Source organism: Streptomyces sp. NPDC054932 (assembly GCF_053610205.1).
The window spans coordinates 1-21,300 of sequence record NZ_JBSGXU010000031.1 but is presented as its reverse complement, the minus strand read 5'-3'; the positions used below and the strand labels follow the sequence as shown (position 1 = coordinate 21,300).

At 71.8% G+C, this 21,300-nt stretch carries 18 protein-coding genes and 1 pseudogene; 13 read left to right on the top strand and 6 right to left on the bottom strand.

Going from position 1 to position 21,300, the window contains the following annotated elements:
* A pseudogene (locus tag ACWGE1_RS11765) lies at positions 1-326 on the bottom strand (hypothetical protein); the annotation flags it as partial.
* 10 nt (positions 327-336) lie between these two features.
* The gene (locus ACWGE1_RS11760; protein ID WP_030011762.1) at positions 337-591 is read right to left on the bottom strand and encodes a MoaD/ThiS family protein; all 255 of its coding nucleotides are present in this window, start codon (positions 589-591) and stop codon (positions 337-339) included.
* A 459-nt stretch (positions 592-1,050) separates the two neighbouring features.
* On the opposite strand from ACWGE1_RS11760, the gene ACWGE1_RS11755 reads away from it, so the two are divergent.
* Together ACWGE1_RS11755 and ACWGE1_RS11750 are read left to right on the top strand one after the other, a co-directional pair.
* Positions 1,051-1,878 (top strand): response regulator transcription factor, encoded by an 828-nt coding sequence (locus tag ACWGE1_RS11755; protein ID WP_453420348.1) that lies wholly within the window; start codon positions 1,051-1,053, stop codon positions 1,876-1,878.
* Positions 1,879-1,902: 24 nt separating this feature from the next.
* Positions 1,903-2,925 carry a LacI family DNA-binding transcriptional regulator gene (locus tag ACWGE1_RS11750; protein ID WP_453420347.1) on the top strand — a complete coding sequence of 341 codons (1,023 nt, stop codon included), beginning with the start codon at positions 1,903-1,905 and terminating at the stop codon, positions 2,923-2,925.
* Between the two features lie 214 nt (positions 2,926-3,139).
* On the opposite strand, the gene ACWGE1_RS11745 is transcribed toward ACWGE1_RS11750, so the two are convergent.
* Positions 3,140-4,210 (bottom strand): DNA polymerase III subunit beta family protein, encoded by a 1,071-nt coding sequence (locus ACWGE1_RS11745; protein ID WP_453420346.1) that lies wholly within the window; start codon positions 4,208-4,210, stop codon positions 3,140-3,142.
* Between the two features lie 141 nt (positions 4,211-4,351).
* Between ACWGE1_RS11745 and ACWGE1_RS11740 the strand changes: the two genes are divergently transcribed.
* The 3 genes from ACWGE1_RS11740 (at position 4,352) to ACWGE1_RS11730 (ending at position 7,848) form a co-directional block, all read left to right on the top strand.
* Positions 4,352-5,599: a S1C family serine protease gene (locus ACWGE1_RS11740; protein WP_453420345.1), complete on the top strand. Its 1,248-nt coding sequence runs from the start codon at positions 4,352-4,354 to the stop codon at positions 5,597-5,599.
* 75 nt (positions 5,600-5,674) lie between these two features.
* Positions 5,675-6,406 (top strand): response regulator transcription factor, encoded by a 732-nt coding sequence (locus tag ACWGE1_RS11735; RefSeq protein ID WP_453420344.1) that lies wholly within the window; start codon positions 5,675-5,677, stop codon positions 6,404-6,406.
* Positions 6,403-7,848 carry a sensor histidine kinase gene (locus ACWGE1_RS11730; protein ID WP_453420343.1) on the top strand — a complete coding sequence of 482 codons (1,446 nt, stop codon included), beginning with the start codon at positions 6,403-6,405 and terminating at the stop codon, positions 7,846-7,848. The genes ACWGE1_RS11735 and ACWGE1_RS11730 overlap by 4 nt, the downstream gene beginning before the upstream one ends.
* On the opposite strand, the gene ACWGE1_RS11725 is transcribed toward ACWGE1_RS11730, so the two are convergent.
* The gene (locus ACWGE1_RS11725) at positions 7,828-8,724 is read right to left on the bottom strand and encodes a phosphatidylinositol-specific phospholipase C (protein ID WP_453420342.1); all 897 of its coding nucleotides are present in this window, start codon (positions 8,722-8,724) and stop codon (positions 7,828-7,830) included. The genes ACWGE1_RS11730 and ACWGE1_RS11725 overlap by 21 nt on opposite strands.
* 75 nt (positions 8,725-8,799) lie before the next feature.
* Entirely contained in the window at positions 8,800-9,369 is a 570-nt protein-coding gene (locus ACWGE1_RS11720) for a TetR/AcrR family transcriptional regulator (RefSeq protein WP_453420341.1), read from the bottom strand.
* A gap of 122 nt (positions 9,370-9,491) precedes the next feature.
* Here ACWGE1_RS11720 and ACWGE1_RS11715 point away from each other — a divergent pair, with 122 nt between their 5' ends.
* The gene (locus ACWGE1_RS11715) at positions 9,492-10,271 is read left to right on the top strand and encodes an alpha/beta fold hydrolase (RefSeq protein ID WP_453420340.1); all 780 of its coding nucleotides are present in this window, start codon (positions 9,492-9,494) and stop codon (positions 10,269-10,271) included.
* An 88-nt stretch (positions 10,272-10,359) separates the two neighbouring features.
* Here ACWGE1_RS11715 and ACWGE1_RS11710 read toward each other — a convergent pair whose 3' ends face one another.
* Positions 10,360-12,177: a bifunctional metallophosphatase/5'-nucleotidase gene (locus ACWGE1_RS11710; protein ID WP_453420339.1), complete on the bottom strand. Its 1,818-nt coding sequence runs from the start codon at positions 12,175-12,177 to the stop codon at positions 10,360-10,362.
* 170 nt (positions 12,178-12,347) lie between these two features.
* On the opposite strand from ACWGE1_RS11710, the gene mshD reads away from it, so the two are divergent.
* From mshD to pstB, 7 genes are all read left to right on the top strand, one after another.
* Entirely contained in the window at positions 12,348-13,274 is a 927-nt protein-coding gene (gene mshD / locus ACWGE1_RS11705; RefSeq protein WP_453420338.1) for a mycothiol synthase, read from the top strand.
* 328 nt (positions 13,275-13,602) lie between these two features.
* A complete protein-coding gene (locus tag ACWGE1_RS11700) occupies positions 13,603-15,879 on the top strand; it encodes an RNA degradosome polyphosphate kinase (protein ID WP_453420337.1) in 2,277 nt (758 codons plus the stop codon).
* Positions 15,860-16,825 (top strand): CHAD domain-containing protein, encoded by a 966-nt coding sequence (locus ACWGE1_RS11695; protein ID WP_453420336.1) that lies wholly within the window; start codon positions 15,860-15,862, stop codon positions 16,823-16,825. The genes ACWGE1_RS11700 and ACWGE1_RS11695 overlap by 20 nt, the downstream gene beginning before the upstream one ends.
* A gap of 246 nt (positions 16,826-17,071) precedes the next feature.
* Complete coding sequence (pstS, locus tag ACWGE1_RS11690) at positions 17,072-18,208, top strand: phosphate ABC transporter substrate-binding protein PstS (RefSeq protein WP_453420335.1); 1,137 nt, start codon at positions 17,072-17,074, stop codon at positions 18,206-18,208.
* A gap of 128 nt (positions 18,209-18,336) precedes the next feature.
* Positions 18,337-19,326: a phosphate ABC transporter permease subunit PstC gene (gene pstC, locus ACWGE1_RS11685; RefSeq protein WP_453420334.1), complete on the top strand. Its 990-nt coding sequence runs from the start codon at positions 18,337-18,339 to the stop codon at positions 19,324-19,326.
* The gene (pstA, locus tag ACWGE1_RS11680) at positions 19,326-20,408 is read left to right on the top strand and encodes a phosphate ABC transporter permease PstA (RefSeq protein WP_453420333.1); all 1,083 of its coding nucleotides are present in this window, start codon (positions 19,326-19,328) and stop codon (positions 20,406-20,408) included. Before pstC ends, pstA begins: the two co-directional genes overlap by 1 nt.
* A gap of 28 nt (positions 20,409-20,436) precedes the next feature.
* Positions 20,437-21,213 (top strand): phosphate ABC transporter ATP-binding protein PstB, encoded by a 777-nt coding sequence (gene pstB / locus ACWGE1_RS11675; protein ID WP_266594961.1) that lies wholly within the window; start codon positions 20,437-20,439, stop codon positions 21,211-21,213.
* The last annotated feature ends 87 nt before the right edge of the window (positions 21,214-21,300 follow it).

Sequence of the window (21,300 nt, the reverse complement as noted above, 5' to 3'; positions counted from 1 at the left end):
GCCTGGACCTCGTCGCGGAACCAGCCCTCCGGAGCCACCGCCTGCTGCTGGTAGGGGTCCTGTGCGTAGCTCCCGGCGGAGCCGGCGGCTGCGGAGCCGTCCGGCCAGGGACCCGGGGCCGCCGGAGCCTCGTCCCGGAACCAGCCCTCGGGCGCGACCGGCTGCCCGGGCACCGCATCGAGCGGCGGGTGCACCGGCTGGTGGCTGGTGTCCCAGGTGTCGGACTGCCAGGTCTGGGTCCCGTACGGATCCTGGTGCTGCTGGTGCTGCTGCTGCGCGTACTGCTGACGCTGCTGCTGGTGCTGCTGTTCCTCAGGCGTACTCATCGGCTCCCGCTCACCCGCCCGCGAACGGCGGGAGCACCTCTACGGTGCCCCCCTCGGTCAGCGGGACGGAATCATGCGGGCGCTTGCCCACAGGCTCGTCGTTCACGAGGAAGGAGCAGCGCAGCAGGACCCGGGTCAGCTCCCCGGGATGGCGCTCCCGCACGGCGTCGAGCGCCTCGGCCAGTGTGCGCGCCGAGTACGGCTCCTCCGCCGTCTTGGCCGCGGCCTTGGCCGCCGCCCAGTAGCGGATGGTTCCGGTTGCCACTGCTGCTCCTATCGTCGGCTCTCTACCGTCGGCCTCCATGATGACCCCTCCCACCGCTGACCCCGGCGTGCCCCGACGCGCCGGGTGTGCGCCCGGGTGGCCCCCGTTACCGCCCGGCGGGCCCCCGATCCGGTGAAACCGGGGCTCACGCAGGGCGCGAGCGTGGCATGAACCACAGAAGTGGAAGCGGAAGAAGCCTCGGCCACGCAAGGACGGGTGGGCTATTCTGCTTGGCGAGAGGATCCGGGCAACGTTGCCCCCGGGTCCTTTTGTGCTTTCAGCACGTTGAACGAACCGAGAACAGTGGTATCCATGCGGACCCCAGGGCGCGGGGACCGCAGGACACCGGGCAAGCCGTACGAAGCAGTACCGCGCACGTCCTCGACGGGACCGAGGAGGAACCGACGTGATGGACCAGCGAACCGTGCACCACCGTCCGACCCGGGCAGGTGGTCGGTCGTGAGCTCACTCCTGCTGCTCACCAACGCCCTGCAGCCGTCCACCGAGGTGCTGCCCGCCCTCGGCCTGCTGCTGCACAACGTCCGGGTGGCACCCGCCGAGGGCCCCGCCCTGGTGGACACCCCGGGAGCCGATGTCATCCTCGTGGACGGCCGCCGCGACCTGCCGCAGGTGCGGTCGCTGTGCCAGCTGCTCCGCTCCACGGGGCCCGGCTGCCCGCTGATCCTCGTCGTCACCGAGGGCGGCCTGGCGGCCGTCACCGCCGACTGGGGCATCGACGACGTCCTCCTGGACACGGCCGGCCCGGCCGAGGTCGAGGCGCGGCTGCGGCTGGCCACCGGCCGTCAGCAGCTGGGCTCGGACGATTCCCCGATGGAGATCCGCAACGGTGATCTCTCGGTGGACGAGGCGACGTACTCCGCCAAGCTCAAGGGGCGGGTGCTGGACCTCACCTTCAAGGAGTTCGAGCTGCTCAAGTACCTCGCCCAGCACCCGGGCCGGGTCTTCACCCGCGCCCAGCTGCTGCAGGAGGTCTGGGGCTACGACTACTTCGGCGGCACCCGGACCGTCGACGTGCACGTACGGCGGCTGCGCGCCAAGCTCGGCCCCGAGCACGAGTCCCTGATCGGCACGGTCCGCAACGTCGGCTACCGCTTCGTCACGCCGGAGAAGGTCGAGCGGGCGGCGGCGGAGGCCGCGGCCCAGGCGGCGGCCAAGGCGGCTGCGCAGCCGGCCGCGCAGCCCGCCGCACAGCCCGCCCCGGCCGTCACCCGATCGGCCGAGGACGCTGTGAGCATCCACTCGGCAGGACGCCCTGCCCAGAGGTAGGTCACCCCGCGTAGACTGCCGCGCGTGGCCAAGGTGACGCGGGACGACGTGGCGCGACTTGCGGGTACCTCTACCGCCGTCGTGAGCTACGTCATCAACAACGGACCCCGGCCGGTTGCCCCGGCCACGCGCGAGCGTGTCCTCGCCGCGATCAAGGAGCTGGGCTACCGGCCCGACCGGGTCGCCCAGGCGATGGCCTCGCGGCGCACCGACCTCATAGGCATGATCGTCCCGGACGCCCGCCAGCCGTTCTTCGCGGAGATGGCGCACGCGGTCGAACAGGCCGCCGCCGAGCGCGGGAAAATGGTGCTGGTCGGCAACTCCGACTACCGCACCGAGCGCGAGGTCCACTACCTGCGGGCCTTCCTCGGCATGCGGGTGTCGGGCCTGATCCTGGTCAGCCAGGGCATGAGCGAGCAGGCCGCCAGTGAGATCGAGGCCTGGGACGCGCGGGTGGTCCTCCTCCACGAGCGCCCCGAGGCGATAGACGACGTCGCCGTCGTCACCGACGACATCGGCGGCGCCCAGCTCGCCACCCGCCACCTGCTGGAGCACGGGCACGAGTACGTGGCCTGCATCGGCGGCGTCGAGAACACCCCGTCCGTCGGCGACCCGGTCGCCGACCACGTCGAGGGCTGGCGGCGGGCCATGCAGGAGTCCGGCCGCTCGGTGGAGGGCCGGCTCATCGAGGCCCCGTACAACCGCTACGACGCGTACAAGGTCGCCCTGGAGGTCCTGGGACGGCCCGACCGCCCGACGGCGATCTTCTGCGCCACGGACGACCAGGCGATCGGTGTCCTGCGTGCCGCGCGCGAGCTGCGCATCGACGTGCCCGGGGAGCTGGCCGTCGCGGGCTTCGACGACGTCAAGGAGGCCGCCCTCACGGACCCGCCGCTGACGACGATCGCCTCGGACCGCCCGGCGATGGCCCGCGCGGCGGTGGACCTGGTGCTGGACGACGGCCTGCGCGTGGCCGGCTCCCGACGCGAACGCCTCAAGCAGTTCCCGTCGGCCCTGGTGATCCGCCGCTCCTGCGGCTGCCGCTAGGGGGTGTCCGCAAAGTAGCGCCGGCGCCCGGAGGGCGTGGCCCGCGGCGTCCGGCGCGGTGCATCGCAAGGCGGAGAGGCGCAGCTCGTACCTGTTCGTACTCGCGCGCTTCGACAACGCGGCGAGGCGCCGTGCCGGGCGTCGCGGGCCAGGTGGAACTTTGCGGACACCCCCTAGGTGCCGCCGGCACCGGTCCGGCGGCCCCGGCATCGGGTCAGGCGTCTTCGAGCGTGCACGGCATCAGCAGGGAGACGGCGTCCTCGGTGCCGGCCCGCAGCAGCACGAGCGGGGCCTTGGGGCCGATGTACTCCAGCAGCATGTCGTCCCCGGCGGCGAGCGCGTCGAGGAGGAAGGCGGGGTTGACCCCCACCCGGTCGCCCGCCGAGCCGGACCCCGAGCCTGGGTCTGACGCGTCGTCCGCGACGGTCACGGTGTCCGTGAGGACGAGGGCGCACCGTTCGCCGTCCTGCCCGCCGAGCGCCCGCCGCAGGGCCGGTACGTCCAGGGCGATGCGCCGGCCCTCGGGAAGCCTCATCAGACGGCGGTAGTCGGGGAACTCCTCGCCCAGGACCTGCCCGGCGACCCGGCCGCCCCGGGTCTCCAGCTCGACCGCGTCCCCCTCCACGGTGAGCCGGACGGGGGAGTCGTCGGCCAGCAGGGCCCGCACGGCGTCCACGAGCGGGGTGGGCACGGTCAGCCGGACCCGCCCGCCGCCGTGCCCGGTGGTGGGGGCGTGGGCCACGGCCATCCGGTAGCGGTCGGTGGCCACGAGGGTCAGCTCCGCCCCCTCCAGGTCGAAGAGGATCCCGCCGAGCACCGGCAGCTCGGAGTCATGGCCGACGGCGAAGCGTACGGCGTCCAGTGCGGCGGCGAACTCCGCGGCGGGCACGGTCAGCCGGGCGGTACGGGTCGGGGTGGTGGTCGTCGTCATGGTGCTCTCCTTGTGTCCCAGTAGCGCGCGAACCGTGGAGAGCGCACCGCGTGCCTCGGCGAGCTCGCGTTCGAGCCGCCGCAGGTGGCCGTCCAGCAGCCGGGGCACCAGACCGGTGTCCCCGCTGTCCCCGCCGGACCAGCCCGCCAGGACGAGCCGGACGTCCGCGAGCGGCATCCCCGCCTGCCGGAGCCGGGCCAGCAGCCGGGCCTCGTCGAGCTGCTCGGGCGCGTACCAGCGGTAGCCGGTCGCCGGATCCACCCGGGCGGGCACCAGGACGCCCGCGCGGTCGTAGAACCGCAGCGCGCTCACTCCCAGCCCGCTGTCCCGGCCCATCTCGCCAATGCTGTGCATCTCGCTCTCCACACCCGTGACTCTGGGACCTCCACCAGGTCGAGGGTCAAGGCCGGCCCTTATTTCGGTCATACGCGGTTCTGTCGGGCTTCTCAGCCCTGACTCAGGAAGCTCTCATGATCGGGGGACAGAGTCAGTGTCATGACCGAGAGCTTCCGCCGCGAAGGCGAGTACCCGCACGAGAACAGCCCGGCCCAGCACGCGCCGTTCGGCGAGGACCGGCAGCGCGGACATGACCGGCCGGCGCAGGAGGCCGGGGCCGGGGCCGGGGCGGAGGCCTACCCGCCGCCGCCCTCCTACCCGCCCGCCGCCGCGCCCGGTTGGTACGAGGCGCACCAACCGCCGGTCATCCGGGGCGAGACCGTCCCGGCACCCGGCGAGGGCGGCGGCGCGGCGGGCGGCGGGCCGGGCCGGGCCGCCCACGCCGCCGTCCCCGCCCCCCGCGCCAAGCGGCCCGTCGCCCTGCTGGCCGCCGTCGCGCTCGCCGCGGCCCTGGTCGGCGGCGGCACCGCGGCCGCCGTCCAGCAGCTGATGGAGCGGCAGGCCGGCGGCGGCACCGGCGGGGTGAACGGCACCAACGTCTCGCAGTCCGCCGCCGGCACCGTCACCGGGGTCGCCGAGCAGGTCAGCCCCTCGGTCGTCCGCATCGACGTCCGTTCCGGCTCCGGCCGGGGCACCGGCTCCGGCATCGTCATCGGCGCCGACGGCGAGATCGTCACCAACAACCACGTGGTGAGCGGCGCCGCAGAGATCCAGGTGACGATGAGCGACGGCAAGAAGTACTCGGCCAAGATCGTCGGCACGGACCCCGACAAGGACCTGGCCCTGATCAAGCTGCAGGGCGCGTCCGGCCTCAGGCCGGCGAAGCTCGGCGACTCCGGCGGCGTCAAGGTCGGCGACCAGGTCGTCGCCATCGGCTCCCCCGACGGACTCACCGGCACGGTCACCAGCGGCATCGTCTCCGCGCTGGACCGCGAGGTGAAGGTGCCGAAGTCGGAGCAGGAGTCCCCGCAGCGCCGGCAGCAGGACGAGGGCAGCTGGCCCTTCTCCTTCGGCGGCCGCCAGTTCAACGGGGACACCGGCTCCGACACCACCTCGTACAAGGCCCTGCAGACGGACGCCTCCCTCAACCCCGGCAATTCCGGCGGCGCCCTGGTCAACATGAACGGCGAGATCGTGGGCATGCCCTCCGCGATCTACTCCCCCGCCTCCGGCAACTCCGCCGCCGGCAGCGTCGGCCTCGGCTTCGCCATCCCCGTCGACACGATCAAGGCCGACCTGGACTCCCTCCGCAAGGGCGGCCCCGGCGGCGCGGGCTCCTCCGGTACGGGCACCGGCTCCGGCTCCGGCTCCGGCTCCGCCGCCAACGGCTTCGGCACCAGCTTCTGACCCGCCCGTGCGAGGCTGGAGGCGCCGTCACGTACCGCACCCCACAGCCGACCATCACCTCTGGGAGACCCATCCATGATTCCCGCCGAAGGCGAAGCGCGGATCCTCGTCGTCGACGACGAACCGGCCGTACGCGAGGCCCTGCGCCGCAGTCTCGCCTTCGAGGGGTACGCCGTGCAGACCGCGGTCGACGGGGTCGACGCCCTCGACCGGGCGGCCTCGTACGCCCCCGACCTGATCGTCCTGGACATCCAGATGCCCCGGATGGACGGGCTGACGGCGGCTCGCCGGCTGCGGGCCGCCGGCAGCGTCACACCGATCCTGATGCTCACCGCCCGGGACACCGTCGGCGACCGCGTCACCGGCCTCGACGCGGGCGCCGACGACTACCTCGTCAAGCCGTTCGAGCTCGACGAGCTCTTCGCCCGCGTCCGCGCCCTGCTGCGCCGCAGCTCCTACGCCGCACAGCAGCCCGGCGCCGAGAGCCCCGAGGACACCCTGACCTTCGGCGACCTGCGCATGGACCTCGCGACCCGTGAGGTCACCCGCGCCGGGCGGCCCGTGGAGCTGACCCGGACCGAGTTCACCCTGCTGGAGATGTTCCTCGCGCACCCCCGCCAGGTGCTGACCCGCGAGCAGATCCTCAAGACGGTCTGGGGCTTCGACTTCGAGCCCAGCTCCAACTCCCTGGACGTGTACGTGATGTACCTGCGCCGCAAGACCGAGGCGGGCGGCGAGCCGCGCCTGGTCCACACCGTGCGCGGGGTCGGCTACGTCCTGCGCTCCGGCGAGGGCGGGCCCGAGTGAGCCCGGCGGCCAGATTCCGCACGCTCCCGCTGCGCTCCCGGCTCGCCCTGCTGGTCACGGTGGCCGTGGCCCTGGCCGTGGCCACGGTGTCCGCGGTGTCCTGGGTGATGGTGCGCGCCCAGCTCGGCAACCAGCTGAACCAGTCCCTGATGTCCACCAACCCGACGACGCAGGTCCTGGACCGGCTGAACCAGGGCCGCTGTCCGGCGCGCCCTCCGGCGCAGGTCCAGCAGGACATCGCCGAGAAGCTGAACGCGACCGTCCAGATCGTCACCGCGGACGGCAGCCACTGCTGGGTGAGCGGGCAGACCGACCTGCCGGTCACCCCCACGGACAGGGAGGTCGCGGCCGGCCGCAAGCCCAAGGCCCTGCACGACGCGACCACCGACAACGGCGTCGCCATGCGCGTCTACACCTTCGCGGCGCAGACGCAGCCCGGCGGCCCGATCTTCGCGGTCTCGGTGGCCCGGCCGCTCGCCGACGTCGACAAGCCGCTGTCCACCCTGGCCTGGGTGCTGCTGCTCGTCTCCGCCCTCGGGATCGCCGCGGCGGGCGCGGCCGGCCTGTGGGTGGCCCGTACGGGGCTGAAGCCGGTCGACGAGCTGACCGGCGCCGTCGAGCACATCGCCCGCACCGAGGACCTGACGGTCCGGATCCCGCACTCGGGCGACGACGAGATCGCCCGGCTGTCGCGGTCCTTCAACTCGATGACGGCGGCCCTCGCCTCCTCCCGGGAGCGGCAGGCCCAGCTGATCGCGGACGCCGGGCACGAGCTGCGCACGCCGCTGACCTCGCTGCGCACCAACATCGAGCTCCTCGCGCGCAGCGAGGAGACCGGCCGGGCCATCCCGCCCGACGACCGGCGGGAGCTGCTGGCCTCGGTCAAGGCGCAGATGACGGAGCTGTCCTCGCTGATCGGCGACCTCCAGGAGCTGTCCCGGCCGGACGCGGCCTCCCCCGGCCGGCTCGGGGTGGTCGCCCTGCACGAGATCGCCGGGTCCGCGCTGTCCCGGGCCCGGCTGCGCGGTCCGGAGCTCCGCTTCGACTCGGACCTGCAGCCCTGGTACGTACGGGGCGAGGCGGCCGCGCTGGAGCGGGCGGTGGTCAACGTCCTGGACAACGCGGTGAAGTTCAGCCCGCCGGGCGGCACGGTCGAGGTGTCCCTGCGGGCGGGTGAGCTGACCGTACGGGACCACGGTCCGGGCGTCCCGGCCGAGGAGCTGCCGCACGTCTTCGAGCGGTTCTGGCGGTCCGAGTCGGCCCGCGCCCTGCCCGGCAGCGGGCTGGGCCTGTCGATCGTGGCCCGTACGGCGGCGCGCGCGGGCGGCAGCGCCGAACTGCGGGCGGCGGCCGACGGCGGCCCGGGCACGGAGGCGGTGCTCCGCATCCCGGGGGCGCCGACGCCGCCGCCGTCGGATCCGTCAGTTGTGCCGGATCAGTGAGGCGACCAGGCCGGAGCGGGTGTTGGGGAAGTCCATCGGGACGATGCCGAGCCCGGTCCGGCCGGTCAGCTCCCCGCCGTCGACGAACGAGTGCACCTGCGGGTTGAGGCGGTCGGAGTTCCAGCGCGGCGGCATGTACGCCGCGGTGCTGACGTAGTTCACGAAGAGCTTGCCGGGCTGCTGGACGGCCTTGCGGAAGTGGTTCTCGATCCGGCCGCGCTTGGCGAAGGGCTCGGTGTTGTAGTCGTCCTGGATGTCGAAGACGTTGCCGTCGCCGTAGCGCAGGCCCGGCAGGCCGCCGTTGTCGGCGAGCAGGACCACCTTCCCGCGGGCCTGTCCGAGGGTGGGCGGGGTGTCGGCGATCCGGAACAGGGGCCGCCAGCCGCGGTTGTCCAGGTAGTCGTCGAAGACGGTGCGGAAGGTGGCGTCGCTCTCCCCGGAGTACTCCTGCTTGACGCGCATCAGGACGGTTTCGGAGGGGTGCGCGGCCAGGAAGTTCCAGCAGGCGACGAGGACGTCCCCGAACATCAGGTCCTGGAAGAAGGACCCGTGGTGGATGGCGAAGGAGCCGCCCGTGACCCGGCAGCGGACGTCGAGGAAGCGGATGCCGGAGTCGAGCTGCTGGGCGATCGAGGTGTTCTGGCAGGCGACGTAGAGGCCGCCCTTGGTGGCGCCGGAGTCGTGCGTGCCGGGGATGGTCATCCGCTGGAGGGCGGTGGAGTCGCCGAGGCCGGCCATCCAGTCCTGGGTGCCGAGTGCGGCGGCCGAGGCGGGTGCGGCGCCCAGTCCGACGGCCGTGCCCGCGGCCAGTGCTCCGACCAGAAACGCCCGCCGGTCCATGCCCGCGCTCGCGACCGTGCCCATGCCGATGCCCATGCCCGCCCCTTTGCCGACCCGGTGATGGCCGGATTATGGCGTGCACACGTCAGCTTTACCACCTGCCGACAGCGCTCAGCTTTCGAGCAGCTCGACCATGGACCGCAGCCCCCGGAGGAGCTCACGGCCGTCGGGGGCCTGCTCCGGATCGGTCAGGGTCTGCACCATCACCCCACTGAGCAGCGCGATGTGCATCGAGCCGAGGGCCCGTACGTCCGCCTCGGAGACCTCCTCCAACGGCACCCCGCGCAGGGCCGCGGCCACCGTCCGCCGGTTGCGGCGCTGCCCCTCGGCGAGGATCGAGAGCAGCTCGGGCGAGGACTGCGCGTGGACGAAGGCCTCCACCGAGGCCAGCCAGAGCCAGCGCATCTCGCCGAAGTCGCGGATCTTGCGGTCCCAGGTGTCGGCGTAGCGCTCCCCCGCGGTCTCGCCCTCACCGGTGAGGCGGCCGGACCCCGCGGCCCAGTCCTCCATGGCGGCGAACAGGGCCTGGTTGAGGAGGGCCTCCCGGGATCCGAAGTGGTAGCCGATCGCGGCCATGCTCACCCCCGAGGACGTGGCGATGTCGCGCACCGTCGTGCGCAGATACCCCTTCTCCTCCAGGCAGCGCCGGGCTCCGGCCAGCAGGTCCTCGCGATTTCCCATGCCGGGATCGTAGCCGCGCAGCGATTTGGGCAAGCGCGCAAGACAACCGTATTGCGCGCTTGCCCAAATCCTGGCAGGCTGCAGCCACCGGAAGATCCGCAGGACCACGGGAGGCACGAGCCATGCGCCACGAGCTGAAGACCGACGACCGGACCCTCTCCTACCTGGACTTCGGCGGCCCCGGCCGCCCGCTCCTCGCCCTGCACGGCGGCATGTCCGAGGGCGCCGCCTTCACCGGCCTCGCCGAGGCCCTGCACGGCCGGTGGCGGGTCATCGCCCCCGACCAGCGCGGCCACGGCGACTCCGACCGGGCGCCCGACTACCGCCGCGAGGGCTACGTCCGCGACGCCGTCGCCCTCCTGGACCACCTCGGCCTGGGCGACCCCGTCGCCGTCCTCGGCTACTCCCTCGGCGGGCTCAACGCCTGCCACCTGGCCGCCGCCCACCCCGGCCGGGTCTCGGCCCTCATCGACATCGACGCCACCGTGGAGGTCCACCCCGCGGAGTCGGACTGGTTCGGCTTCCTGCGCGGCCTGCCCTACACCGCGGCGACCCGCGAGGAGCTCATCGCCGCCGCCGGCGCCGCCGCCGGGCTCGTCGCCCCCGGGCTGCGCCCGCTGCCCGGCGCAGCCGGGTGGCGGATGCCCTTCCACCCGCAGGACATGCTCGACTCCATCGAGGAGTGCCGCGGCGACCACTGGGACGCCTGGCTCGCGAGCACCTGCCCGGCCCTGGTGATCAATGGCGCGAGCAGTCAGGCCCTCCCGCGGGCCACCGGCGAGGCGATGGCCGCCCGGCGCCCGGGAACCTCGTACGTGTCCCTGGACGGGGACCACTTCGTGCCCTTCACCGACCCGGACGGCGTCCACGGCGCGGTCGCGGAGTTCCTCTCCTCCCTCTGACCGGGCCCGTTCCGTCACGGGGGTGCGGAACGCCGAAGGGGCGGCGGGCCGATGGCCCACCGCCCCTCCAGGGGTACCGCACGGGGTGTTACTTGATGACGGTGATCCGGTTCGCCGCCGGCGGGGCGATCGGGGCCGCCGCCGAGGAGTTCTTCGTCAGGTAGGCGTTGAAGCAGTCCAGGTCGGACGCGCCCACCAGCTTGTTCTTGTGCTCCTTCAGGACGGTGAAGCCGTCACCGCCGCCCGCGAGGAACTCGTTCATCGCGACCCGGTAGGTCTTGGCGGGGTCGATCGGCGCACCGTTCAGCTTCACCGAGTCGACGACGATGCGGTCGACGCCCGCCTTCGTCATGTCCAGGGTGTACGTGAAGCCCTTCGACACCTGCAGGATCTTCGGGTTCGGGCCGTTGACCGGGCCGCTGACCTGCTGCTGGAGCGCCGTGATCAGCTGCGCGCCGGTCAGGTCCACGATGTTCATCATGTTGGTGAACGGCTGGACCGTGAAGGACTCGCCGTAGGTCACCACGCCGTCGCCCTCACCACCCGAGGCCTTGTAGGCGAGGTCCGAGCGGATGCCGCCCGGGTTCATGACGGCCAGCTGCGCGCCGCCCTTGTCCGCCGGGGCGAGCGCCTCCAGCTGCGCGTCCGCGATCAGGTCACCGAGCGGCTTCTCCGGCTCCGCCGAGCCGCGGCCCGGGATGTCCGCCGAGATGAAGCCCTGCGGGCGGTTGGCGATCGGGGCGGCGAGGGCGTTCCAGCGCTGGATCAGCTCGGTCATGTCCGGAGCCTTGGGCTGGTCCCGGGTGACGACCTTGTTGACCGGCTTGGGAGAGGTGATCGGCGTACGGACGATGTCCTTGGTCTGCCGGTCGTAGGTGAGCGTGGTGTCCGTGAACAGACGGCCGATGGAGGCGGCCGAGGTCACCGCGCGCGGGTTGCCCGCCGGGTCGGGGATGTTGCAGGCGTACGCCTGGTGCGTGTGGCCCGTGACCAGCGCGTCGACCTTGGAGTCGACGTTCTTGGCGATGTCCACGATCGCGCCCGAGATGCCGGCGCCGGCGCCCGGGACGTCACAGTCGTAGTTGTACGCGCCGTTCGCGGGCAGACCGCCCTCGTGGATCAGCGCGACGATCGACTTCACGCCCTGCTTGTTCAGCTCGGCGGCGTACTTGTTGATCGTCTCGATCTCGTCGCCGAACTTCAGGCCCTTGACGCCCTCGGCGGTCACGACGTCCGGAGTGCCCTCCAGGGTGACGCCGATGAAGCCGATCTTCACGTCCCCCTTCTTCCAGATGTAGGTGGGCGACATCAGCGGACGCTTGGTCTTCTCGTCCGTGACGTTGGCGGCGAGGTACTGGAACTGGGCGCCCGTGAAGTCCTTGCCGTACTCGAAGCAGCCCTCGACCGGGTGGCAGCCGCCGTACGCCATGCGGCGCAGCTCGGTCTTGCCCTCGTCGAACTCGTGGTTGCCGACGCTGGAGACGTTCAGGCCCAGCTTGTTCAGCGCCTCGATGCTCGGCTCGTCGTGGAAGAGCCCGGACAGCATCGGGCTGCCGCCGATCATGTCACCGGCCGCGGCCGTGACGGAGTACTCGTGGCCCTTGCGGGCCTCGCGCAGGCCGGTCGCGAGGTACTCGACCCCGCCCGCGGGTATGGCCTTGGTGGTGCCGTCGGCCTGACGCTCGGTCACGGTGCCGGAGGAGCCCTGCGGGGGCTCCAGGGTGCCGTGGAAGTCGTTGAACGACAGCATCTGCACATCGACGGTCCGGCTCTTGGCCGCACCGCCACCACTCGCGGCACCGGCCGGCAGTGCGGCCGCGACCATCGCACCGGCCCCGGCCGTGGCGGCGAGGGCGGTGAGGGTCAACCGGCGGATTCGGCGGTGCCGTTGTGGCGTCGCTGACATTTAGTCCCCTTATGTGACAGCGGTAGGACATGGGAGGTCCGCCGAAGCCTATGGTCAACGCGCGTAGCTCTACCAGGGGGTAACGGGTATCGCGTTGGTTACGCGCAGAAGAAGGACCGACCTCGCGCCCGCACTCCACCCGCCGCCCGTGGCGGTCGTAGGCTCATTCCATGACTGACGCAGCAGCGGCCCTGGAGCCGGGACGGCAGATTCAGACTCTCGACGAGCTGACGGAGGAACAGGCGAGCGCCGTACTCGACCTCATCGAGGACGCGGCACGCACCGACGGCACCACCGCCGTGTCCGAACAGGGACGGCTCCAGCTGCGCGGTGGTCCGCGCGAGGGAATCCGGCACTTCCTGCTCACCGAGGGCGGCCGGCTCTCCGCCTATGGCCAACTGGAGGACACCGACCCGGTGGAGGCCCCGGCCGCCGAGCTCGTCGTACACCCGGCCCTGCGCGGGCGCGGACACGGGCGGGCGATGGGCACGGCCCTGCTGGCCGCGTCCGGCAAGCGGCTGCGGGTGTGGGCCCACGGCGGCAAGTCGGCCGCCCGGCACCTCGCGCAGGTGCTCGGCCTGACCCTCTTCCGCGAGCTGCGCCAGCTGCGCCGGCCGCTGGCCGAAGGGAAGCCGCTGCCGGAACCGGTACTGCCGCCCGGGGTGACCGTACGGACCTTCGTGCCCGGCACCGACGACGCGGCCTGGCTCGCGGCGAACGCGGCCGCCTTCGCCCACCACCCCGAGCAGGGCTCGCTGACCCAGCGCGACCTGGACGACCGGATCGCGCAGCCCTGGTTCGACCCGAAGGGCTTCTTCCTCGCGGAGCGCGACGGCGAGCTCGTCGGCTTCCACTGGACGAAGGTCCACGCGGCGGAGCGGCTGGGCGAGGTCTACGTGGTCGGCGTCCTCCCGGGCGCCCAGGGCGGCGGCCTGGGCAAGGCGCTCACCGCGATCGGCCTGCGCCACCTGGCGGCCCAGGGCCTGCCGACGGCCATGCTCTACGTGGACGCCGACAACCCGGCGGCCCTCGCCGTCTACGAGGGCCTCGGCTTCACCACCCACGAGGTCGACCTGATGTACCGCACGGAAAGCTGACCCCTCCCGACCCCGCCGCTCTTTCAGCCCCGCCGGGCACCTCCCAGCGGTAGCCGGGGGAGATTGAGGCGCGGGTCCGGGCAGCGCCCGGCGGGGGCCCGGGGGCGGCGCCCCCGCAACGGCGCCGCACCCGCGCACGCCGGGGCGCACCGGCCCCCGCCACCCCCGCCGGGAGGCGACTCGGCACCACGCCGGACCCGGGAAGCCACGCGCCATTAACCAGGCATTCAGAAGCGCTTGCGACCCTCCCCCAATGAAGCCCCGACTCCGACTGACGGCCGACACTTCCGACGTGCCTGTCCTCCCGCGTGCGCGGAAGAATGGAGTCATGAGCCACCAGCCCAGCGCAGGTCCCACCGAGGTCCCCGCCCAGCACCCGTCTCACACCCCCGCCGCCGCCCCCGGCGCCGCCCCCGGCCGGGCCGTCACCGGAGCCCATGCCCGCATAGGCTCCATCTCCGCGCACCGCCCGCACGTCGACCTCGAACCCGATCTCGACGCCGATCTGGACGCGTACGACGACAAGGACGGCGACGAGCTCCCGCCGGGCCGCTTCCTCGACCGGGAGCGCAGCTGGCTCGCCTTCAACGAGCGGGTGCTGGAGCTCGCCGAGGACCCGACGACCCCGCTGCTGGAGCGCGCCAACTTCCTGGCGATCTTCGCGAGCAACCTCGACGAGTTCTTCATGGTCCGCGTGGCCGGCCTCAAGCGGCGCATCGCGACCGGTGTCGCCACCCGTTCGGCCTCCGGCCTGCAGCCCCGCGAGGTGCTGGACCTCATCTGGACGCGCTCGCGCGAGCTCATGGCCCGGCACGCCGCCTGCTTCCAGCAGGACATCTCCCCGGCACTCGCCGAGGAGGGCGTCCACCTGATCCGCTGGCCCGATCTCACCGAGAAGGAGCAGGCCCGCCTCTTCACCCTGTTCCGCAACCAGATCTTCCCGGTGCTGACCCCGCTGGCCGTGGACCCCGCGCACCCGTTCCCGTACATCTCCGGCCTCTCCCTGAACCTGGCCGTGGTCGTGCGCAACCCCGTCAGCGGCCACCGCCACTTCGCCCGGGTCAAGGTTCCGCCGCTCCTCTCCCGCTTCCTGGAGGCCTCCCCGCAGCGCTACGTCCCGCTGGAGGACGTCATCGCCGCGCACCTGGAGGAGCTGTTCCCCGGCATGGAGGTGCTCGCGCACCACATGTTCCGGGTGACCCGCAACGAGGACCTGGAGGTGGAGGAGGACGACGCCGAGAACCTGCTCCAGGCGCTGGAGAAGGAGCTCATGCGGCGCCGCTTCGGCCCGCCCGTGCGCCTGGAGGTCGAGGAGTCCATCGACCCCGGCGTCCTGGACCTCCTCGTGCAGGAGCTGAAGGTCAACGCCTCCGAGGTCTACCCGCTGCCCGGCCCGCTGGACCTCACCGCCCTCTTCGGGATCGCCTCGCTGGACATCCCGGAGCTGAAGTACCCGAAGTTCGTCGCCGGCACCCACCGGGACCTGGCCGAGGTCGAGTCCGCCTCCGCGCCCGACATCTTCGCCGCCCTGCGCGAGCGGGACGTCCTGCTGCACCACCCGTACGACTCGTTCTCCACCTCGGTGCAGGCCTTCCTGGAGCAGGCCGCCGCCGACCCGGACGTCCTCGCCATCAAGCAGACGCTCTACCGCACCTCCGGCGACTCCCCGATCGTGGACGCCCTGATCGACGCCGCCGACTCCGGCAAGCAGGTCCTCGTACTCGTCGAGATCAAGGCCCGCTTCGACGAGCAGGCCAACATCAAGTGGGCGCGCAAGCTGGAGGAGTCCGGCTGCCACGTCGTCTACGGGCTCGTCGGCCTCAAGACCCACTGCAAGCTCTCGCTCGTCGTCCGCCAGGAGGGCGACCAGCTGCGCCGCTACTCGCACGTGGGCACCGGCAACTACCACCCCAAGACCGCCCGGCTCTACGAGGACCTCGGCCTGCTCACCGCCGACCCGCAGGTCGGCGCCGACCTCTCCGACCTCTTCAACCGGCTGTCCGGCTACTCGCGCCGCGAGACCTACCGCCGGCTGATGGTGGCGCCCCGCTCGCTGCGGGACGGACTGATCGCGCGGATCGACAAGGAGGCCGCCCACCACCGGGCCGGCCGCCCCGCGTACGTCCGGCTCAAGATGAACTCGATCGTCGACGAGGCCCTCATCGACTCGCTCTACCGGGCCTCCCAGGCGGGAGTGCCCGTCGACATCTGGGTCCGCGGCATCTGCGCCGTGCGCCCCGGGGTCCCCGGACTCTCGGACAACATCCGGGTCCGTTCGATCCTCGGCCGCTTCCTGGAACACTCCCGGGTCTTCGCCTTCGGCAACGGCGGCGAGCCCGAGGTGTGGATCGGCAGCGCCGACATGATGCACCGCAACCTCGACCGCCGTATCGAGGCACTGGTCAGGGTCGCCGACCCGGCCCACCGCGCGGCACTGGACCGGATGCTGGAAACCGGAATGTCCGACGCCACCTCCTCCTGGCACCTGGGGCCGGACGGCGAATGGACCCGGCACAGCACGGATGCGGACGGCCAGCCGCTGCGGCACGTACAGGAGACGCTCATAGACGCCCGGAGGCGCCGGCGTGGCTCAGCCAAACCATGACCCGATTACGGCAACTGCGGACGCAGGTGACGTGCTCGGCACGTACCTGCGTGCCCAGGCCACCGCTTTCCTCCGCGCGCTGCGCCTGCACGGTGAAAGCACGGCGAGCGGGGCCGACGCCGCCGAGGGAAGCGATGCGGCGCGCAGCCTGCGGGGGGCTGCGCGCCGCATCAGCGGATCCCTGGCCACCTTCCGGGGGGTGACCGAGTCGTCCTGGGCCGACGGGCTGCGCACCGAGCTGGTGTGGCTGTCCTCGACCCTGGCCGACGAGCACGCGTACGCGGCTCGGCTGACCCGGCTGCTGGACGCCCTGCACCGGCTGTCGGGATCCCCCGAGCTGCCCGCGCCGCGCGGCACCGCCGGCGCGCTGACCGTGGGCTCGGCGCGGGCGGGCGCCCTGCTGGAGCGCCAGCTGACCCTGGCCCGTACGCGGGCCCACTCCGCCACCCTCCAGGCACTCGGCTCCTCCCGCTTCCACGCGGTGGCGGACGCGGTGGCGGTGCTGGCCTCGGAGGTCCCGCTGGACGCGGTCGCGGCCCGGGGGCGGGTGACGGAGGTCCTCGTCCCGCTGGCGTCCGTGGCCGAAACCCGCCTGTCGGCGGCGGTCTCGGCACTGCCCCCGGTCGACGGGACCCATCCGTACAACGCGGACCACGACGGGCCCTGGCACGAGGTACGCCGCCTGCTGCGGGCCCACCGGTACGCGCGGGAGGCGCTGGGCGAGGACGTGACCCGGGCGGCGGCCGCGGGCGAGGCCCTGGACCGCCACCGCGACGCGGCCGAGGCGGCGACCGCCTCGGCGACGGCGGCCCGCACCCCGCGCATCGCCCCGGCGACGGCCTACGCCCTCGGTGTCCTGCACGCCGACCAGCGCCACGAGGTCGAGGCCACCCGCCTCGCATTCCGGCACATCTGGCTCCCCGAGCCCGCGGTCACACCCCGATAACGTACGGGTAACGGATGATGACGGCTGTGTGCGATCGGCCGGGAACGCACCGGGTCGTCCGCCACGGTTCACCATCCGTTCACTCGCCCCGGTCGGCTGCTTCACCTGTTCTGCCTAATTTCGGTGATGCACGGAGCGAGTCGCCCGGAGGTCGAGCAGCTCAGCCGCGCACAACCGACGTAGTCCTCTTCGCACGCCGCCCCGATACAGAAAGCGGCCGGCGGCTTCTGGAAGGAACACCCGAAAGTGAAGCTTCAGCGCAAGAACATGCTTCGTGCCTCCGCCCTCGGGGCGCTTGTCGTGTCCGGCGCCCTGGTCCTCACGGCGTGCGGCTCGGACGACAACACCAAGACCGCCGACGGCACGGCCAAGCCCTCCGCGGCCGCCGCGGGCGACATCAAGTGCGACGACGCCAAGGGCAAGCTCCTGGCGTCGGGCTCGTCCGCGCAGAAGAACGCGATCGAGCTGTGGATCAAGAACTACATGGCCGCCTGCTCCGGCGTCGAGGTGAACTACAAGTCCTCCTCCTCCGGTGAGGGCATCGTCGCCTTCAACCAGGGCACCGTCGGTTTCGCAGGCTCCGACTCGGCGCTGAAGCCGGAGCAGGTCGAGGAGTCGAAGAAGATCTGCACCGGCGGTCAGGGCATCGACCTGCCGATGGTCGGCGGCCCCGTCGCCCTCGGCTTCAACGTCGCCGGCGTGGACAAGCTGAACCTCGACGCCGCAACGATCGCCAACATCTTCAACGACAAGATCAAGAAGTGGGACGACGAGGCGATCAAGAAGCTGAACCCCGGCGTCACGCTTCCCCCCACCGCCATCCAGGCCTTCCACCGCTCCGACGACTCGGGCACCACCGAGAACGTCACCAAGTACCTCAAGGCCGCCGCCCCCGACGCCTGGCCGCACGAGCCCGCGAAGAAGTGGGCCGCCCCGGGCGGCCAGGCCGCCTCCGGCTCCGCCGGTGTCGCCGCGCAGGTCAAGCAGGTCGACGGCGCGATCGGCTACTTCGAGCTTTCGTTCGCCAGCGCGCAGGGCATCAAGACGGTGGACCTGAACACGGGCGCCGCCGCCCCGGTCAAGGCCACCGGTGAGAACGCCTCCAAGGCCATCGCCGCCGCCAAGATCGCCGGCACCGGCTCCGACCTGGCCCTGAAGCTCGACTACGCCACCAAGGCCGAGGGCGCCTACCCGCTCGTCCTGGTCACCTACGAGGTCGTCTGCGACAAGGGCAACAAGGCCGAGACGCTCCCGACCGTGAAGTCCTTCCTGAACTACGCCGCGTCGGACGCGGGCCAGAAGGTCCTCCTCGAGAACGGCTACGCGCCGATCCCGGCCGAGATCAACGCCAAGGTCCGCGAAGTCATCAACACCCTCGGCTGATTCATGACCCCCGAGGTGCCGGCAGCCCCCGTCCGGGCGGCCAGCACCCCGGGGACCTTCCCCTCCACCCGGGGGAATCCGGTGCACCGCCGCCAGGGGGCCTGCCCCCCACACAGACCGGAAAGACCATGGCTTCCACCACACCCACGCAGATAGACACGGCTCCGCCTGTCATCCAGAGCGGAAGGTCCACCGGCCGCGCCGGTGACAAGATCTTCGCCGGGCTCTCCAAGGGCTCCGGCATCACGCTCCTGGTGATCATGGCGTCGATCGCCGCCTTCCTCACCTACCGCGCCACGATCGCCCTGTCGAAGAACGAGGGGAACTTCCTCACCACCTTCGACTGGAACGCGTCGGCCAACCCGCCCGTCTTCGGCATCGCCGTCCTGCTCTTCGGCACCGTCGTCAGCTCGATCATCGCGATGGCCATCGCGGTCCCGGTCGCTGTCGGCATCGCCCTCTTCATCTCGCACTACGCGCCGCGCAAGCTGGCCGCGCCCCTCGCGTACGTGGTCGACCTGCTGGCCGCCGTGCCGTCGATCATCTACGGCATCTGGGGCGCCCTCTTCCTCGTCCCGCAGCTGAACGGTCTGAACCTCTGGCTGGACGAGTACCTCGGCTGGACGTACGTGTTCGAGAAGACCCAGGTCGGCGTCGCCCGTTCGCTCTTCACCGTCGGCATCCTGCTCGCGATCATGATCCTGCCGATCGTGACCAGCGTCAGCCGCGAGGTCTTCCTGCAGGTCCCGCGCATGAACGAGGAGGCCGCCCTGGCCCTCGGCGCGACCCGCTGGGAGGTCATCCGGATGTCGGTGCTGCCCTTCGGCCGCTCCGGCGTCATCTCCGCCTCGATGCTCGGCCTCGGCCGCGCCCTCGGCGAGACCATGGCCGTCGCGACCGTCCTCTCCCCGAGCTTCCTGATCTCGTTCCACGTCCTGAACCCGGGCGGCGGCACCTTCGCGCAGAACATCGCCGCGAAGTTCGACGAGGCCAACGAGTTCGGCCGGGACGCTCTGATCGCCTCCGGTCTGGTCCTCTTCCTGCTCACCCTGCTGGTCAACGGTGCAGCTCGCCTGATCATCGCTCGCCGCAAGGACTTCTCGGGGGCGAACGCCTGATGAGCCACGCACTCCAGGACCAGCGGCCCACCCGGGCCCACAAGTCCGCCGCTCCCGCGAGCCTCACGCGCGGCGGCCTGCCCCGCTGGGCCCCGGCCGGCATCGCGGCCCTCTCGATCGCCCTCGGCTGCGGCACCGGCCTCGCCTTCGGCCTCCACAGCAAGATCCAGTGGGGTCTGATCGCGTCCCTGCTCTTCGTCGCCATCACGTACACCGCCAGCTCGGTGATCGAGAACCGCCGCCAGGCCAAGGACCGCGTCGCGACCGCCCTCGTGTGGGTCTGCTTCGTCCTCGCGGTCATCCCGCTGCTCTCGCTGATGTGGACCACGATCAGCCGCGGCCTGAAGCTCCTGAGCGGGAACTTCCTCAGCCACTCGATGAACGGCGTGACCAGCTTCGACGAGGGCGGCGGCGTCTACCACGCCCTGCTCGGCACCATCGAGCAGGTCGCCCTCGCCACGCTGATCGCGGCCCCCATCGGCCTGCTGACCGCCGTCTACCTGGTCGAGTACGGCAAGGGCCGCCTCGCCAAGGCCGTCACCTTCTTCGTCGACGTCATGACCGGCATCCCCTCCATCGTCGCGGGCCTGTTCATCCTGACGACCTGGAACCTGATGCTCGGCTTCGGCCCGTCCGGCTTCGCCGGCGCGATGGCCCTGTCGATCCTGATGATGCCCGTCGTGGTCCGCTCCACCGAGGAGATGCTCAAGCTCGTCCCGAACGAGCTGCGCGAGGCCGCCCTCGCCCTCGGTGTGCCGAAGTGGCGCGTGATCCTCAAGGTCGTGCTCCCGACCGCCATCGGCGGCATCTCCACCGGTGTGATGCTGGCCGTCGCCCGTATCGCCGGTGAGACCGCGCCGATCATGCTGCTGGTCTTCGGCTCCCAGCTCATCAACGGCAACCCCTTCGAAGGCGCCCAGTCCTCGCTCCCCCTCTACATCTGGGAGCAGTACAAGGTCGGCAGTGAAGCCTCCTACGACCGGGCATGGGCCGCAGCGCTCGTCCTGATCGCCTTCGTCATGATCCTCAATCTGGTGGCCCGCGGCATCGCCCGCTGGAAGGCCCCGAAGACCGGTCGCTGACGCGACCTATGAAAGCGAAGTGACCCTCATGGCGAAGCGAATCGACGTCTCCGGACTGTCCGCCTTCTACGGCACCCACAAGGCCATCGACGACATCTCGATGACCGTGGAGCCCCGCTCCGTGACCGCCTTCATCGGCCCGTCCGGCTGCGGCAAGTCCACCTTCCTGCGCACCCTCAACCGCATGCACGAGGTCACCCCCGGCGGCCGCGTCGAGGGCAAGGTGCTGCTGGACGACGAGAACCTGTACGGCGCCGGCGTCGACCCCGTCGCGGTCCGCCGCACGGTCGGCATGGTCTTCCAGCGCCCGAACCCCTTCCCCACCATGTCGATCTTCGACAACGTGGCGGCGGGCCTGCGGCTGAACGGCAACTTCAAGAAGTCCGAGCTCACGGACATCGTCGAGAAGTCCCTCCAGGGCGCCAACCTCTGGAACGAGGTCAAGGACCGCCTGAACAAGCCCGGCTCCGGCCTCTCCGGCGGCCAGCAGCAGCGTCTGTGCATCGCCCGCGCCATCGCGGTCGAGCCCCAGGTCCTGCTGATGGACGAGCCCTGCTCGGCCCTCGACCCGATCTCCACCCTGGCGATCGAGGACCTGATCGGCGAGCTCAAGGAGCGCTTCACGATCGTCATCGTGACGCACAACATGCAGCAGGCGGCCCGCGTCTCGGACCGCACCGCCTTCTTCAACCTCTCGGCCGTCGGCCAGCCCGGCAAGCTCATCGAGCTCGACGACACGGACCGGATCTTCTCCAACCCGTCCGTCCAGGCGACCGAGGACTACATCTCGGGCCGCTTCGGCTGATCCGGGACCAGACGTCCTGCGGTGCTGCATGGCGGTGCCACCGCAAGGCGAAAGAAAGAAAAGGGCCGGCTCCCCCTGGGTGGGGGG